This is a genomic window from Bacillus sp. SA1-12 (assembly GCF_000981385.1).
Classification (GTDB): Bacteria; Bacillota; Bacilli; order Bacillales; family Bacillaceae; genus Metabacillus.
This window is the reverse complement of the sequence record NZ_LATZ01000019.1, coordinates 1-17542: the sequence shown is the minus strand read 5'-3', so window position 1 is coordinate 17542 and position 17542 is coordinate 1. Positions and strand designations below refer to the sequence as shown.

Annotated in this window: 14 protein-coding genes and 4 pseudogenes; 11 read left to right on the top strand and 7 right to left on the bottom strand. The window is 34.2% G+C overall.

Annotated elements, in window-relative coordinates:
* The first annotated feature begins 25 nt into the window (after positions 1–25).
* From WQ54_RS12540 to WQ54_RS12520, 5 genes are all read left to right on the top strand, one after another.
* Entirely contained in the window at positions 26–892 is an 867-nt protein-coding gene (locus tag WQ54_RS12540; protein WP_052737768.1) for a glycerophosphodiester phosphodiesterase family protein, read from the top strand.
* Between the two features lie 27 nt (positions 893–919).
* The gene (locus tag WQ54_RS12535) at positions 920–1699 is read left to right on the top strand and encodes an inositol monophosphatase family protein (protein ID WP_046517049.1); all 780 of its coding nucleotides are present in this window, start codon (positions 920–922) and stop codon (positions 1697–1699) included.
* A 59-nt stretch (positions 1700–1758) separates the two neighbouring features.
* Positions 1759–3933 (top strand): extracellular solute-binding protein, encoded by a 2175-nt coding sequence (locus WQ54_RS12530; RefSeq protein WP_046517047.1) that lies wholly within the window; start codon positions 1759–1761, stop codon positions 3931–3933.
* Positions 3934–4395: 462 nt separating this feature from the next.
* Entirely contained in the window at positions 4396–5370 is a 975-nt protein-coding gene (locus WQ54_RS12525) for an HNH endonuclease domain-containing protein (protein ID WP_046517046.1), read from the top strand.
* A gap of 12 nt (positions 5371–5382) precedes the next feature.
* The gene (locus WQ54_RS12520) at positions 5383–5700 is read left to right on the top strand and encodes a nucleoside triphosphate pyrophosphohydrolase (RefSeq protein ID WP_046517044.1); all 318 of its coding nucleotides are present in this window, start codon (positions 5383–5385) and stop codon (positions 5698–5700) included.
* A gap of 942 nt (positions 5701–6642) precedes the next feature.
* Here the strand turns inward: WQ54_RS12520 and WQ54_RS12515 are convergent.
* Positions 6643–6918, bottom strand: a complete 276-nt coding sequence (locus tag WQ54_RS12515) for a hypothetical protein (RefSeq protein WP_046517042.1) — start codon at positions 6916–6918, stop codon at positions 6643–6645.
* A 190-nt stretch (positions 6919–7108) separates the two neighbouring features.
* Between WQ54_RS12515 and WQ54_RS32595 the strand changes: the two are divergent.
* A pseudogene (locus WQ54_RS32595) lies at positions 7109–7396 on the top strand (sensor histidine kinase); the annotation flags it as partial.
* Positions 7397–8070: 674 nt separating this feature from the next.
* Positions 8071–9222 carry a carboxymuconolactone decarboxylase family protein gene (locus WQ54_RS35450; protein WP_046517040.1) on the top strand — a complete coding sequence of 384 codons (1152 nt, stop codon included), beginning with the start codon at positions 8071–8073 and terminating at the stop codon, positions 9220–9222.
* Positions 9223–9842: 620 nt separating this feature from the next.
* Here the strand turns inward: WQ54_RS35450 and WQ54_RS35630 are convergent.
* The 4 genes and pseudogenes from WQ54_RS35630 to WQ54_RS12500 all read right to left on the bottom strand — a co-directional run bounded on the left by WQ54_RS35630 (position 9843) and on the right by WQ54_RS12500 (position 11672).
* Entirely contained in the window at positions 9843–10100 is a 258-nt protein-coding gene (locus WQ54_RS35630) for a tyrosine-type recombinase/integrase (RefSeq protein ID WP_231597521.1), read from the bottom strand.
* A 14-nt stretch (positions 10101–10114) separates the two neighbouring features.
* Positions 10115–10261, bottom strand: coding sequence for a hypothetical protein (locus WQ54_RS34270; RefSeq protein WP_197089595.1), 147 nt, complete (start codon positions 10259–10261; stop codon positions 10115–10117).
* Positions 10230–10409 (bottom strand): annotated as a pseudogene (locus WQ54_RS32585) (tyrosine-type recombinase/integrase); the annotation flags it as partial. The gene WQ54_RS34270 and the pseudogene WQ54_RS32585, both read right to left, overlap by 32 nt.
* A gap of 354 nt (positions 10410–10763) precedes the next feature.
* Entirely contained in the window at positions 10764–11672 is a 909-nt protein-coding gene (locus tag WQ54_RS12500) for a LysR family transcriptional regulator (RefSeq protein ID WP_046517036.1), read from the bottom strand.
* A 90-nt stretch (positions 11673–11762) separates the two neighbouring features.
* Here WQ54_RS12500 and WQ54_RS12495 point away from each other — a divergent pair, with 90 nt between their 5' ends.
* The gene (locus WQ54_RS12495; RefSeq protein ID WP_046517034.1) at positions 11763–12686 is read left to right on the top strand and encodes a DMT family transporter; all 924 of its coding nucleotides are present in this window, start codon (positions 11763–11765) and stop codon (positions 12684–12686) included.
* A gap of 266 nt (positions 12687–12952) precedes the next feature.
* Here the strand turns inward: WQ54_RS12495 and WQ54_RS12490 are convergent, their stop codons facing one another.
* Positions 12953–13519, bottom strand: a complete 567-nt coding sequence (locus WQ54_RS12490) for an alpha/beta hydrolase (protein WP_046517032.1) — start codon at positions 13517–13519, stop codon at positions 12953–12955.
* Positions 13520–13908: 389 nt separating this feature from the next.
* Between WQ54_RS12490 and WQ54_RS12485 the strand changes: the two genes are divergently transcribed.
* Positions 13909–14262 carry a helix-turn-helix domain-containing protein gene (locus WQ54_RS12485; protein ID WP_046517030.1) on the top strand — a complete coding sequence of 118 codons (354 nt, stop codon included), beginning with the start codon at positions 13909–13911 and terminating at the stop codon, positions 14260–14262.
* Positions 14263–14349: 87 nt separating this feature from the next.
* Here the strand turns inward: WQ54_RS12485 and WQ54_RS12480 are convergent, their stop codons facing one another.
* On the bottom strand, positions 14350–14910 hold the full coding sequence (locus tag WQ54_RS12480; protein WP_046517028.1) for an NAD(P)H-dependent oxidoreductase: 561 nt from the start codon (positions 14908–14910) through the stop codon (positions 14350–14352).
* A 353-nt stretch (positions 14911–15263) separates the two neighbouring features.
* On the opposite strand from WQ54_RS12480, the pseudogene WQ54_RS12475 reads away from it, so the two are divergent.
* Both WQ54_RS12475 and WQ54_RS12470 read left to right on the top strand, forming a co-directional pair.
* Positions 15264–15798 (top strand): annotated as a pseudogene (locus WQ54_RS12475) (GNAT family N-acetyltransferase).
* A gap of 317 nt (positions 15799–16115) precedes the next feature.
* Positions 16116–17542: pseudogene (locus WQ54_RS12470) on the top strand (hypothetical protein); the annotation flags it as partial.

The window sequence follows — 17542 nt, the reverse complement described above, 5'->3', positions numbered from 1 at the left end:
GGAAACTAAAAAATGGAGGTACATTATGAGTGGGAACAAAAACTACCATGATACAACAAAACTATTAAATGAGAAATTAGGAACGGAGCCTTTTTTAATTGCTGTCCATCGTGGAAGTAGCATGGGAAATATCATTGAAAATACGCTCCCTGCTTTTTATGCAGCGATGCAATCCGGTGCTGATATTTTAGAAATAGATGTAGTTCGCTCAAGTGATGGAAAATTTTATATATTTCATGATGGAAATGAGCGTAGACTTCTGGGACAGGAAAAAAATATCAGGGAAATGGATTCAGTGTTCATTGAGTCTTTAAACTATCGTAATATTGGCGGACATGTTGTCAATTATAAAGTGGAAAAATTGGATAATGCCCTAACCACCTTAAAAGGCACCGGCATGCTCCTCAATTTAGACCGTTCTTGGGATGATTGGAATACATTGCTTCCTTTCCTAGATCAGTTTGACATGGCAGATCAAATTATTTTAAAATCCCCAGTCAATCAAAGTTGCCTATCTATTTTGGAACAGCACCCTATAAAGTATCCTTACATGCCAATTATTAAAAAATTAGATGAAATAGATGAAGTTCTAAGCTATCAGGATATTAATTTGACAGGCATGGAATTAATTGCAAAAGATAAGGATAGTGTATTCTTTCAAGATAATATCATCCGTGGTATTAAAGAAAAGGAATTATTCATTTGGCTAAATGCCATCGTACTGGACGATAAGGAAGTATTGTATGCAAAGTATGATGATGACCAATCAATCATTAAAGGATCTGCTTACGGTTGGGGAAAACTTGTTGAAAAAGGGTGTGACATCATTCAAACCGATTGGCCAAGTCTATTAGATAATTATAGACAAGACATTAGTAAGAAGAATGACTGATTTTAAAAAAATGAAAAGAGGATCAGAATGAATAAATCTATCCAAGATATCCATTTTCATGTTTTAATGTGGCTTGAGGAAGCAGCACATATGATACGTAACTCGTTTGCCGAACATTTAATGATTGAGACAAAAACGAATCGCAAGGATCTAGTCACAAATATCGATAAAAACGTTCAAGATTTCTTTACCCGGAAAATCACGGAATACCATCCCACTCATCAAATTTTAGGTGAGGAATCTACGGAACTATTCAGAGATAGGAATAGGGAACATGTATGGATAATCGATCCAATTGACGGGACGGCAAATTTCGTAAAACAACAGGATCATTTTTGTATCCTTATTTCTTATTACGAAAATGATATTGGAAAATTAGGCTATATTTTTGATGTGATGAATGATAATGTTTATTACGCGATAGAAAATGAAGGAGTTTTTTTAAACAATAGAAAATTACCTGCTCCACCAGCTATTTCTTTACATGAAGGGCTTGTCTCTGTAGATGTACGAAACTGGTGCGGCAAACTATGTTTGGAAAGACTGGCTATGGAGGCCTTTGATATCCGATATTTTGGCTGTGGCGGTATTGACAGCATTCATGTGATAACTGGCAAGTTTGCAGCATTTGCATCATCGATAGCAGGTCCTTGGGATAAAGCAGCTCAGCTGATTTTCGCAAAAGAATTAGGGCTATGTGTCTCCAAATTTGATGGAAGTGATGTGAATTATTTGGAAGGTGGAGATTGGGTAATTTCCAATAAGGCAGCATACGAGGATCTTTTAGCGATTGTTAAAAGATTTTAAAATTTGAAATCATGAGATAGATATAAAAGATTTCTAGAATTGAAGAGGTGGTGGAAATCATGGTGACCATATTGGATATAGCAAAAGAAGCAGGGGTATCTCATGGTACGGTATCCAATGTTTTAAACGGCAAAGGAAATGTCAGTTCAAAAAAAATGGAACTTGTGTTTAAAGCGGCTGAAAAATTAGGATACAATCTTAATAATAATGCAAAGCTGCTTCGTTCCGGTAAAAGCCAAACCATCCTTATGATTTTACCTAGTCTTGGATTAGAGGAATACTCTATTTTTTACGAAAATGCTTTGAAAGAGGTAAGTTCCAGAGATTATCAGATTAGGCTGTACTGTACTTATGACAATCCAATAAAGGAAAAACAAATTATTAAAGAAATTATTAAAGAGCGTCCAGCAGGCATTATCACTGTCTCTGCATTAGATGATGCTAACGAATATTATGATCATATTCCGATTAGTAAAAGTGACATCATTTTTATTAATAGAAATATAGCCAACGCACAGGAATTTATCACGTTTGATTTTAATCAGGCTGGGATTGATATTGCAACATTTATCGATCAACATATCACCGGGAAAATTGCCTTGTTTACTGGGGAAGACAACTTTTCAAATGAGCATGATTTTACAACTTCGTTGTTAGAACATTTAGATAATCGGGATGTTACTGTATATCAATCCGCATTATCCCATGAATACGAAAATGCGTTTCAATTTGTCTTAGAATCTTCCTTCGACTGTATCATTGCAACAAATGTCTCGAAAGCACAATTATTGGTTAAAGCATTTCATTATGGTTCAAATCAAAACTTACCAAAAATTATAACACTCGGACCATTAAAAAACATGTACAGCAATGAAATGATGTACTATTTTCAGGACTTCGGATATTTGGGTGAACGAGTCGTGAAGAATATCATTCAAACGATTCATTTAAAGGATAAAAGTCATTCCAATGTTTATCCAAATTATGGATTTCTAATCAAACCAGACCGATATAAAAGTTTTCATTCAGAGATTACGATTCTCACCATTGATTCACCAGCAACGCATGCGCTAAAAAAAGTCATTACGCATTTTGAAAAGAATTCAAATTGCATCGTACATCTTGATATAAAATCCTATAATGAGGTTTTTCAAATCATTGAGGACGAAGAAAAGTGGAAAAACTATGATATTATTAGGCTGGACATTGCTGGTTATTCTTGGTATGGGCAGAAAATTTACCGACCACTGCAAGGATTAGAAGTAGAATTAGATGCATTTACTGAAGCATTGCCATGCTTTCTCAAAGATGCTTACGTCAATATAAATGATAAAGCATATGCTGTTCCATTTGATATCAGTATTCAGATGTTATTTTATAGGAAAGATATTTTTGATAATGACATCGTAAAGCGAAAATACTTTGAAAAAACTAAATCAGAACTTAAAATTCCTACGACATTTGAAAAATATAACGAAATAATCACGTTTTTCAATGAGAGCGAATTTGATCAAGTAAAAGAATTAGCTGGTGCGTCGATGATTTCAGGAAACATTGAGACCATTGCAGCTGAATATTTGCTCAGGTATTATTCCTTAAAAGGTGATATTCTCACTGCCTCAGATATTCAATTGGACCCAGAAGTAGCGATCTATGCCATGAAGTTACTTTACGATAATTATAGGAATTCTCTGGTCATTGATTCAAATTGGTGGGGAGAGGAAATACAAGCCTTTATTGATGGGAAATCGGCAATGGTGATTGGATTTATGAACCATTTATCTGTTGTCTCGCAAAGTAATATTAAAGATTCAATTGGAATTGCCGATGTTCCAGGGAACACGCCTCTGCTTGGAGGAGGGATTTTAGGGATAACGAAATCAACGAAAAAAGTGGAAGTATCCATTGAATTTCTTACTTGGCTCAACAGTCCAGAAATTTCGGAACAAATCAATTTACTAGGGGGCAATACGGCAAGCTATTTTCTCTCGATTAACTCTGTTGTCAGAACGATGTATCCATGGCTAGCAAAATCGAAAAAAACAATCATGAATGGAAAACGAGAGACTACTTTTGAAAATGGCCAGTGCATCAATTTAAAACATACTGAAGAAACCATTGGAAAACATATACTAAAACTATTAACAGAAGAACAGCCGCAGTTTGAAAAATGTGTAGAAAACATAAATGAAGAATTGAAGGAAAAACAAGAAATATTGACCGTTCAGGTATAGGGTGGAAGCAAGGGGACGGTTCTTGTGCGTGATAGTGCCCAGTTGATATTAATATAATAGGAGAACGTACCCCTGCAACACCATCTAATTCTCTAATAAAATCTAATAAATTAGCTAATCTGTCAAGATCATGTTTTACTTTGAAACTTTTCTTGTAGGGCTTCTTTCATTCCAAGAATGCTTGAACTTGACTCTCACCTTTCGCTACCATCCAGACCAACGACTGGATTCATTAATAAATCTCCTCCTCTAAATAATATTGCCGGTAACCCCTAAATCCTTCCTATAGTGTCATAGCTTCGCTTGTTATACGAAATCTAAGTCTCAACCAGCTTCAATCATGTTCTACAAGTAGGGTACGAACTGTTTAGTTGACGGGATCAAGTCCCACGGGTTTTATGTCATCACCTATATATGGAATGCTGATATAATTTAAAATAACGTACTAATGGCGGTGATAATATGGCTGATTATATTAAACAATGGCATAACCTAATTTCAAATTGTAGCTATGATAATACATATAAAATGGTGTGGAGTAAGGCGTTGGTTGAGTTAACTTTAAATGTTAGCGACAGCACCAACGAAGATACTGTTGTTTTTGATTTTAATGATATTGCGAAACTTTGCTTAAAGTATTATTGGAATCAAACAATTTACTTCGACTTAATCCAAAGCCCAAATCTTAAAAAACCACCTGAAATAATATCGTTCACAAAGGAACTTATCAAAGAGTTTTTTAATAAAAAAGGAACTGTACAACCAATTAGGTTTGAAAAAATAGACTTTACCGTATATAAATTAACGGATAAATACGAAGTTACCATAAAAAGAATAGCAAAAACACTAAAGCAAGATGTTTGTTGGCGGTTTAAAAACCTTGAGCGAAAGACATACGAAATATACACCTTAGACAAAACAGAGGGAAAGATCTATTTTAATAAAAACGATGCATTAACGCTTAAGGAAAATAGCAACTACCTATTTACCGTTATTAATTATAGATGGACACAAATGTTAGAAGGGTTTAATTATAGCCCACGTATTTCACGCAAAGTAAGGGCAATAGACGATGATAATATTAGGCGGGCATCATTAAAAAAGTTTCATAAACATTTAGATTTAATGTTTGATGACGGAATACGTAAATGCTTTTATTGCGGTAAAGAAATAGCTGATAAAGATTTGTCTGTTGACCATGTTATACCGTGGTCATTTATGTTCTCCGATGATTTATGGAATTTAGTTTACTGCCATAGGGGTGAAAACTCGGAAAAGTCTAACCGTTTACCGTTAGAACAAGATATTTTACGACTAGAAGAACGAAATAAAGCGTTACTACAACGGCTTGAAAATAAATCAAAGGACTACGATCAATTACAGATTTCCGTTGAAAAAGATCACGTTAGACAATTTTGGACTTCATTTAAAGGATAAGGGGCGATAATAATGGCAGTTAAAGTGTATAACAAGTTAATACGGGATAAGATTCCGCAAATTATTAAACAAGCTAATAAGGAGCCGTATACTTACGTTGCAACGGAAGATGAAGTTAAGCCGATGTTACTACAAAAGTTAGTAGAAGAATTAGAGGAATTTAAAGCAACGCCTAATGAAGAAGAGTTAGCTGATATGTTAGAAGTAATTGACGGAATAGCCCATGCATTTAACTTAGATATGGATAAAGTTTTGGCTTGTAAGGCGAATAAAATTCAAGCTCGAGGCGGATTTAAAGAACGTATTATTTTAGAAAAGGTTATTGAGTAACTTGATTTCGGGAGAGTAGTGTAAAGCACTTATATTAGCTTTAAAATAACGTTTAATGTGTGTAAAACACATTTCAAGGCTTAACGGTGCAAGTTGCTTAAATTAAGAGGTATCAGCGGATGTAACCGTATCTAGTAACGATAAAATATACGGCTAATGTGTACGTTAATATAGTAAACTTATTCGGTGTACTAGTTAACATATATTGGTAGTTTAGCGTATGGGTAACGTGTATATACACCGTATTTATTAGCCAAGCAGGCCTAGTGTGTACAGGGTGCGCTAAACTTAGGGGGTGTCCGTATACACATACAGTACGGCGTATAGCGTAGCCCTTACGTAACTACCACCGTTATATACACTTACATTACGTAAACAACACGAACATATACCGCTAATACTACGTTGTATAAAATATTGCATAACGTTAGTGTAGTTGTTCGTGGTTTAAACGTTGATATAACGGACTTTATTGACGTATTTAAAAGGACAACACTAACAGTATAGCAAGTACCTTAAACGCATTAATATAAGCGTGTATGGAACGTTAGGTTAAGTGTAATATACCCGTTATTTTATACGGAATATATATCGTTTTGGATCGGGGGGCATGTAATCGTCAGCATTGGGTGCCTAGTAAGGTAAACCTTGCTATAAAAAATTTAAAAAGCGGAGGGTTAGTCCTAATACAGTACGATAACTGCCACGCAAATTTTATCGTTATTTTTGCCGTAACTAGAGGGGCTATAATTCCGTTATTATTACGCCATGCCTTACCGTACAGTTTTAACATGTTTCCGTATGCTTAATAGCAGTTTAATCCATTCGCCGAAATATTACGTAGTATAATAGATTTACATATTACGGTAATTAAACGGGGGAGATTAGTAGTTGAAAGCTATTGAAAAGTTAGAAAAAAAGCAATAAGTGATATTACATATGCTATAGGTGCTTATGGTGAACTGTACCATGAAGATCAGTATGAGCCCGATAATAAAAACTACCAGCAAAAAGACTGTTTTCTGTATTGGAAGATAAGAGAATTCGTTGCTTTAAAAACTCTGCTTCTTGTCGAGTTAGCTTTATTTGAAGATTTTGTTTCCAATCGTCCTCAGGTAAGAGACAGTGCCAGAACGTCCCGCTATATTCATTTCCAACATCGCTATCATCTGTCTCCTCGTCACCTAGAGACTTTATGGCTTGCTTATTTCGTTTCATCACAATTACGCTTTTCACGTAATTATGTAGAGTAAGGTTTTCATATTTAAATATTTCAAATTTCCTAAGGCCGTTCCAATAGATACTGGAAGGCTTTCGTTTTAGTTTCTTTCCAGATCGACCACCAATAATTCCTTCCAGATTTTCACCTTGTTTTAGTATATCGATAAGTTCAAGTTCTTGTTCCTAAGATAATGCACTGAAATACAGTCCATCATCTATTAAGGTATATGTCGGATATAACGGTGAAAACGTATTTTTTAACGTGGAAGATCATGGCATCGGTATACCAAAAGAAGATATTCCACATATTTTTGATCGCTTTTATCGTGTTGATAAAGCAAGAAACCGGTAAACTGGAGGAACAGGACTAGGTTTATCCATTGCAAAACAGATTGTAGACTCGCATGGAGGGAACATAAAAGTCACTAGCAATGAGGGTGAGGGAACCAGTTTTACTGTAATATTACCAACATAATTATTGAACTTTATTACAGAGACTTACAAAAAATATTGAAACTCGTTGGGTTAAGTCGTTCTAATAGAAAAGAAGAATGAAAAAAAGCGAAAAGCAGAACGCTAACTTTTTAGTGTAAGTAATTTAAAACAGAGGGAGTAAACGTTTAAAAGAGGGAAACCAAATTCATTTGGATTTCCCTCTTTTATATTGCGGAATTCTAATGATTTTCTAGGCTTATTTCTTTACAAATGACATAAGCCTATTTTTATTTCAATCTTATTTTGTATTCGAAAATGCTTTTTTAATTGGTTAGCTTTATAAAACGATTAATGATCGAGTTTCTATCTACTATTAGCATCGTTTGGTGAGTAGAATTTCCCGAAGATACTCAACAAATTAATTGGATTTGTTGAGTAATCAACGATTTACATTCATTTAACCATTGTAAGCATTGTAATGAACTCTCTATAATAATAAACAGTTGTTCGTTAATCAATTAATAGTTATTTTTTTAAAAAATCAGACTGATAAAGTTGATTGTATGAAAGGAGGGTTAAAACAAATTCTCAACCTACAGTACGGAAAAAAAATCGTTAAAAGTAATTTGATTAATTCGACTCTAAGGCAATCAGCACTCTGGATTAGGCGGATGCCCTGCAAAGAGAGAGAAATATATTAAAAAGGAGATAAAAATGAAAAAAATACTTCCAGTACTGTTTTTGTCACTTTCCCTGTTCGTTCTAGGAAGTGGTTTTGTTGGGCAGACAATTGCCGCTGAAGGAAACGAAAATTCAATGACCATTATTCGAAGTGGTTCGCAGGATTCCTATAAGGGACCCGCAGAATATTTTACGGGCAATGTACGCGTTGAACCTTTATTCTCTGAAAACGATTCGCAACCTTATTCTGGTGCTTATGTCACGTTCCAGCCAGGAGCCCGAACTGCATGGCACAGCCATCCGACAGGGCAGAGATTAATCATCACAGAAGGTGTTGGATGGGTACAAGAATGGGGCGGACCGATTGAGGAGGTTCAGGAAGGCGATGTGGTCTGGTTTCAACCTGGCATTAAACATTGGCATGGAGCCTCACCAACTAAAGCTATGACACATATCGCTCTCACAGGAGTTGAAGATGGCAAAAATGCAGAATGGATGGAGAAGGTTACTGACGAACAATACGGTATAGAAAATGAAAAACAGAAAGATGAAGTACTAGCCCTAAACGCTAAACAACAAAATATAGTTACCATTGCGGCATTTACGGCCAAAGGCGATTTGTCACAACTAAAAACTGCACTCAATGAAGGTTTAGATGCAGGATTGACTGTCAATGAGATCAAGGAAGTCCTCGTTCAGATGTATGCTTATGCGGGATTCCCTCGAAGCCTAAATGGTATCAACACTTTAATGGAAGTTATTGAAGAACGGCAAGCGAATGGTATTAAGGACGAGATAGGTAAGGAAGCAAGCCCGCTGCCTACCAACAAAAGTAGTATCGAACTTGGAACGGAAATTCAGACAAGCCTAGTCGGAGCACCTGTTACAGGACCGACATATACCTTTGCGCCAATAATAGATCAGTTTTTAAAAGGACACCTGTTCGGAGACATTTTCGGACGAGACATCTTGGATTATCAGAGCAGAGAACTCGCAACCATTTCAGCTTTGGCAAATATAGAGGGTGTCAACTCTCAACTGCAAGCTCACTTTAACATTGGTTTTAATACCGGGTTAACAGAGGATCAGATGAGAAGCCTGATATCCGTTCTTGATGCAGAAGTTGGCAAGAAAGAAGCCAAAAATGCTGATGAAGTATTAGAGCAGGTTTTGAGCAGCAGGTAAGTATAAGTTAGCTTTAAAACAATTTTGACATTTTCTTGCCTGCTTTCGTTGTAAAATCGGAATGAGCTCCACAAACTCTTTGCAGGGTATCCGCCAAATCCAGAGTAGTGATCCATCGCAAAGTAATTGGGAAGAAACGAAATTTACAATTTTTTTAGACGCAGTTATTATGTAGGTTCATTTTTAAAAGATAGAGATGGTAATAGGTGCATTGGTGCCATGCTTGGTGCCCAAATTTTTAAAATTAGAAATCACGAGAAATAACAAGAAACATTGATTTATCAGTACTTTAGGGAACATCGAGGAACTAGAAAAACAGATGCTAGCAAACTTCAAAACTGCTTGAGACCTGCGTGCCAGGTCTGGTGGGTTCGATTCCCACGCAGTCCCGCCAACCTTGATATATAAGGGTTTTTGAGGAATTTCCTTGAAGTTAGTAAGGGAAATTTTAGTATAGTTTAAAGTAGAATCATTATCTGTGGTCACAAATTGGTCACATGAATTTATAGAAGTATATATACTTATTTTATAAGCTGCTCGAATTGGTGAGCGGCTTCTTTTGGCATGTTTGGTAAAACGTATGTATAGGTGTCCATTGTTATACCGATTGTTGAATAACTTTATCTTTCGGAGACCACTTTAGGATGTACTCCTTGTTGCAATAATAAGGTAGCATGTGTATGTCTTAAATCATGGAACCTTATATAAGGTAAACCACTCGTTTCAACTAGCTTACGATAGTTTCTTGCCATTTCAGTTGATTGAATTGGTTTACCATTTTTCTGAGTAAAAACTAAGCCTAAATCATGATATTGTATTCCGAGTAATAGCTTATGCTCTAATTGTTGTCTTTGAATTTTTTTAAATTCCTTGGTCAGTGAAGGGTTAATAGTTATAGACCTGCTTTTTCCTGATTTAAGTTCCTTAAATTGATAGTATGAACAGCTGCATCTATAACTGCAGAACTACCAGAATAATTACCCAGTAAATGATTCCTATCTCCAAAATTAATCTTTAAGTTTTGATCTTCTTCTACCAAGTGCCTCTGCTGCCCTTTTAGCCTTTTCTTGGCTAGTATGGACATAAAGTAAGGCGGTTGTTTCTGAAGAATGACCAAGTTGTTCCATAACAAATGATAAATCTTTTGTTTCTTCCATTAGATTCGTAGCATACGTGTGCCTTAGCTTATGAGGGGAATGCTCATGTAGTTACGAGATATTATAGTCCTGAACAAGATTTGTCAGAGCACATTTTTCAGTACAAAAAGTGATCTGAACCCGAAAAGTTAAACAGCTTCCTGGGCATGAATTCAGCCGAACTTCATGCATTTGTGAAATTACAAATGGGTTGTTGATTATATAGATAGCTATAAAAAAAAGAAACATTTAGTACTTATCTATTCCATTATAGGGCCATTCTGTTGAATAAAAAAACAACTCCTTTCAACGTTTAGGTTCTCTTTTTTGAACCCTAGAAGGGATCAAACGTTCATAAGAGTCTGGCTATTGTAAGATAAATTTATTTCTTGGTTAAGCTTTTAATTAGTCAATATCTGAAACTTCTTGAACCTTAAAGGACTCAGATTTATGAGATTGAATCATAACGTTGATGAATTCTTTTGTTGCAGGTGTTACCTCATTAAATGAGTGTGTTATTATACCGATATCACGGGTTATCCTCGGATTAATGTTTTTTATAATTAAATTATGAGACACAGAAGAAAGTGTAAATTTCGAAATAATACCTATACCTATATTATTTTTGACCATATTAATTAAAGTTTGAGCATTTTGGACTGTTAGGTTCTCTTTAAACTCAATATTATTTTTTTGAAATATTTTTGATATAGCAATTTCATGTCCACCTTTACAAAAAATAATTTCATTCTGATATTTTTCTAAATCAATCTTTTTTTCTCGACTTAATCTATGATTTTCAGGAATTATTGCAACCATATAATCATTGTTTATTATTTCAAATTCATAGGGATCAAAGGGAGAGGCAACGATACCCATATCAACAGTCCGATCCTCCACCAATTCTTTTATTTGATTTGATGTCCCTTCTACTAATTCTATAGTAACAAGTGGATATTTTGACCTAAATAATGCGATAGTGCTTGGTAAAATATTTGTTGATACAGCAGGAAAAGAACCTACTTTAATCTTACCACTAAGAAGTTTATTTTCTCGATCAGCAACTTGATATATTTTGTTCTCAATAACTTTCATTTGTCTCGCCAAAATCAGAATTTCTTTCCCCACTTCAGTAAGCATTAATCCCTTTTGTTTATCCCTAATGAATAATTTAATATTGAGGGACTTTTCTAAATTTTTTACCGCCTTACTTACTGCTGGTTGTGATATAAATAAATCTTTAGAAGCCTCTGTAATATTTAATTTTTCGGCGACTTTCATAAATATTTTTAGGTTATTCATGTTCATAACCAATCAGTTATGCCTCCTATAAAATAAATGTATTTGAGTTATAAATAAATATAACATACTATGAAATCACTTCAGAAGAAAGGGGATTAAATTATGTTTAAAGTTTTCTTGGGAATAATCTCTGTTACTCTTGTTTGGGGGTATACATGGGTTACGATGAAAATAGCAATTAGTGACATCCCCCCGATTTTATTTTCATCTCTACGTTTATTAATTGGGGCGATTCCTTTGTTTATCCTTCTCATAATACAAAGGAAAAGGATTAAAGTAGGTAAGGAGAATTTTAAAAACTATCTCATCATGAGCTTGTTCATGGCTTTAGGTTATATGGGAATATTGACTTATGGTATGCAATTTGTTGATTCAGGAAAAACTTCTGTTTTAGTGTACACAATGCCTATATTTGTTACAATTATTAGTCATTTTAAATTAAATGAGAAAGTTACTATTTATAAAATGGTGGGATTGATATTTGGCCTAGTCGGTCTTTTATTTATTTTAGGAACAGAAATTATTAATTTTGATCCAAAAGTAGTATTTGGAGAGTTATTAGTATTATTTTCAGCCCTTAGTTGGGCATCAGCAAATGTTTTTAGCAAATTAAAGTTCAAAAATATAGATATTATTCATATGAATGGTTGGCAACTTATTATGGGAACAATATTTTTATTTATTTTCTATTTAATATTAGAACCAAACCATTCAATCGAGTGGTCTAATGCGGCAGTGTTATCACTATTATTTAATGGTTTGTTCTCAACTGCCTTTACATTTGTAGTTTGGTTTTGGGTACTAAATAAAATAGATGCTTCAAAAGCATCTATGGCATTAATGTTTGTTCCTATTCTAGGTATTATATTTGGATGGCTACAACTTGGGGAGATCATAACAGTTGGTATTATTATCGGGGCACTTCTTATATGTGCTGGCATATTTTTGAACATGTATAATTTTAAAAGCACTGCAACAATAAAGAAACAAGGGGATGTATCATGCGAAAAATGTATTATGGATTAAGGTCAAAATTCAACTTATCATTTCCTATCTAACAGTGTCCAAAAGGTAACTTATTACCTTTTAACGTCACCACTTACTCTTTTGCAAACGGATGGCGGTTATTGAAGGGGTAGGTTTCACCTCTAGAGTTTAAGTTGTTGTTTTTATTCAAGAATCGGGCGCTTTTCTTTAGCAAGAAAAAAGTGCCCTTCATTATGTATTGGGCAAGATTGTTAAGGAACATTTTTTAATTTTAAGGTGTCACGAAAAGGTGACACCCTCATTATTTATACATTTTCCATCATATTATTTAAAATATCATAAACCAATGGGAAAGTAATGAAACCATCATCTTCTAGAAAATGACCACCCTTTTCAACAGAATAAAATGAGGTATCCAATTGTTTTGATAAATTTTGACTTAATTGAAAAGGAACAATATAGTCATCCTTTGCAGCAATAACAGCACGTGAATTAGTTGCTGAAATTAGTTTTTTATAATCCACTTTTTTAACTGTAAAAGGATTTAGTGAAGGTAAGGATGATAATGGTTTTGAAAAGCCGGAAACAAGAATAAAGCCTCCAAAGCTTGGTAACGGATCTAATTGATCTAGATAGTTCAATAGTGTGATAGAACCTAAACTATGTGTTACAAAATAAGTATGGTTATCTAAATTCTTTATTTTATTAGCTAATATTTCCAACCATTCTTCTTTCTTGGGGTCAGACGAATTTGGCATGTGAAGAACCAAAACTTGATTATCATCTGCTATTAATTTTTCTTTTAGCCATTGGAACCAATGATTAGTTGGTGAAGCTCCGTATCCATGGATAATATATACTTGTTTTCCCATTGCTACTCTCCCTTTCTTTTTATAGATACAAAAACAGTATATTACTGATCCAAACCAATATGAAAGTAGATCGCTTTTGCTTTGAAGCTTAACCAAAGGTTAAGAAATTAGAAAAGAGGATGAAAGAGTAATGATTTATATTTATAAAAGTTGTATATCATTACAACAGTAATAATCTGAAAGATATTCCATTTAAGGTCCATTTAATTGAATAAAGAAGAAGTTTTTTTACAGTCGATTTAAGGGGTGTTTTGTTAAAATTTATCCGAATTAGGATATAGCAATATTTTATCGCAGATTTTACTTTACATCCTTCGCAATAAGATTGCATAATAATCTATTGTAAAGGATGCCTATTTCATATACTTACTTAAAGGAGAGTGTTTCTTGTGCGCAAAACCTGTGTTCCTACTGGCGTTGAACTAAAAGACACTGGCTTTGGATATACGTTGTCCTTAATAGCCGGTAAATATAAAATGATCATTATATATTGGCTATCTGAAAATAAGGTTATGCGGCATAATGAGCTGAAGCGAAGTATCGGTACCATTTCCTTTAAAACGCTAAGCATCATGTTAAAAGAGCTGGAGGCAGAGGGCCTTATAATACGCAAGGAATTTCCCCAAATACCTCCAAAAGTTGAATATTCATTATCTGACCGTGGTCTTTCTCTCGTTCCATTGTTAAATATGATGTGCGAGTGGGGAGAGAAAAACCGTTTGCCATCTCTAAAGGATGTGTAGCGATAGGTATAGCTATTTTGTATAAATCAAAAGAAGTATCTCCTCAACAAAAATACTTCTTTTTTACAGCTTTAATAAAGATTCCTATTACAGGTTGTTAACAAAATTTAAATAATCCTGAGCGCTTTTTTCCAATTCGCTTGTTCCCGGCTCATTTTCTTCTTCTTCGTTCCCACCCGGCTCATTTTCTTTACCATAAAACGCAAAGAACGAACGATAATCTGCATTGCAATACAGGAATGTCATTTCAAATGGAACTAATATTTGTTCAAGTGTGTACCGATATCTTCCGTTTTCACTATAATCTTCTTTTTTGATTCCTGCAGATACACATAAAGCAACTCTACGATTCTTTAATTTATCTCCTCCATTCGAACCATAAGCCCATCCATAAGCTAAAACATCGTCAAACCATTTTTTAAGGAGAGGCGGACAATTAAACCAATATATAGGGAACTGGAAAACAAGATTACCATGTGACTCAACTAATTTTTGTTCTTTTTCCACGTCTATATTTCCATCAGGGTAAACCTTAGACAATTCGTGAACAGTATACTTTTCCGGATACTTTTTCAGTTCTTCTACCCATCGCTTATTAATGACGGATGTTTCTATCCTGGGATGTGTTACTATAACAAGAGTTTTCAAAGATTTGTCCTCCTTAATTATTATTTATATCTTGATAATAAAGTGCACACTGTAAATATGTAAGTATGCACTTTTAGTTCAGGTACTTACATAAAGGTGAGTGTTAATCAGTCATAAAAATATTTTCCTATAAGGGGGACCAGCGAGCCAATTACCCGCAAAGTAGAATAGCTGCATTCTCGGTGTTACCGTAAGTTGTACGAAAATATCGTGTACTAAGTTATTTTTTAATTATTCAGGGCGCTTTTCCAAAGTAGGGATTGCGTTCTTTTATATGTATCGAGCCATTTAGTTGAAGAAGAAATATTACATAATAAAATGAAAAAAAAACAAGGTAGAGGAGAAATTTTACAATGATTGAACTGAAATATTTTGAACGTTCAGATTTCAAACAATTGATTAATTGGATTGATTCACCTCAATTCTTACTTCAATGGGGAGGTCCTGCATTCGAATTTCCTTTAAATGCTGATCAGTTAGAAAAATACATTGAGAATGCTAATAATAATTACTCCGATACTTTGGTTTATAAAGTAATAGATAGCGAAACTGGAGATGTTATTGGTCATATTTCTTTGGGGAAAATTGATAGAAAAAACGAATCTCCAGAGTAAGAAAAGTATTAGTAGGTGATAAAAATGTAAGGGGAAAAGGAATAGGTCAACTAATGATAAAAGAAATTCTCAAAATTGCTTTTGAAGAACTTAAATTACATAGAGTTGGTCTTGGTATATTTGATTTCAATGTATCTGCAATCACTTGTTATGAAAAAGCCGGCTTTATAAAAGAAGGATTGTTAAGGGATACAGGAAAAATGGTGAAGAATATTGGAACCAGTGGGAAATGAGTATTTTAGAAAATGAATGGTTGGAAATAAGAAACGTTTGACATCTGTATGATATTCTTATGTAAAACCCCATAATCTATGGTCGGCATAATGTAAAAGCCTTCTCTATTGCATTAAAGGTCCAGATAATGGAATAATGCTTCCAAACGAATCTGGATATTTTGTTAATGTTGGTATGAGACTGTAAGGATTTTGTGGTATTAATTGGTAATATAGTCTTAGTAAACATATGTATTTTGAATCTTTCGAAAAAAAATAAAATTTATTATATTTGATTGGATCTAAATTATGAATAGGGAGGCTGTGGAAGTGTAATTTGATAGTAATTCCCAATAATAAAGCAGAGGAGAAACGGTTAATGATAGTTTGGAAGAAAAGTTTTCTTGTACAAATAACGGTTATATTGTTGATTTTATCCTTATTATCTCCAGCAACAACAAGCTTTGCACAAGGGGAGATTGCACGACCATCATTAAATAGTATTACAGTATCGGCTAAAGAGGCTACGGTTGGTGATAAAGTTAAAATCTCGGTAGATGTGACAAATGATGTAACAGGGGTTAAAAATGTAAGAGTTTATTATTCAACTCTATACGAATCTGATTATGCTAAAAGTATTGACCTCAACTATAACACTACAACCGGAAAATATGAGGGTACCTTTAACGTTGAAAAGGATGATCGTGATGTTAAGTGGGTTTTAACTACCATTCGTGTAATTGATAACCAAGATAATAAGTATTATTTTGAGGGCGATCCATATTATTCTTATAATGAAGATGATATTTACGAATACCGAGATTTAAGCAACTATAGTATCAATGTATACGGAACCAGTTTTGACGATACACCACCGACATTACATAGTTTTACAGTATCTCCTAAAGAGGCTACGGTTGGTGATAAAGTTAAGATATCAGCAGATGTAACAGATGATGAAGCAGGGGTTAGTAGGGTAGTTGTTCATTATATAAATCCAAACGCTCATCCAAACGCTTATCTTATAGGGATTCCCCTCAACTATAACTCTACAACCAGAAAATATGAGGGGACCTATAACGTTGAGAAGGATAATGGTGAAGGTGAATGGAAAATAGATCGCATTTATTTATATGACAAAAAAGGTAATTACGATTACCAAAAATTAAGTAATTACAATATTACTATAGGCTCACCGCCTGTAACAAAAATAGAACTGCAATCTTCTTCACCAAAGGTTAATGAATGGTACTCTAGTGATGTCAATGTTTCATTAAATGCGACTGATGATCAATCGGGAGTTGCTAAAACATTATATAAACTAAATAATGGTGATTGGAACCAGTATACGATTGCATTCGAATTACAAAACGAAGGCATTCATACGATTGAATATAAGAGTATCGACAAAGCCGGGAATGAAGAAGAAGTGAAAAGTGAATTAGTTAAAATAGATAAAACGGCACCAACTTTAAATGTTTCTTTTGATCAATCAGTTATCACAGATAGAAACCACCAGTTAGTTCCGATAAAGGCTTCAGTCGAAGCAGACGACAATTTATCTGGGGTTGGTTCATATGAATTGGTATCGATTGTAAGTAATCAAAAGGATAACGTAAAAGGCGATGGAAACACGACTCAAGATATACAAGGTGCTGAATTCGGTACATCCGATACAAACTTCTTAGTACGCGCTGAAAGAAGTGGCAGTGAAGACCGTATTTATACCGTTACCTATAAAGCAACCGATAATGCCGGAAACACAGTTACTACTTCTCAAGATATTGTGGTGAAACACGATAATTC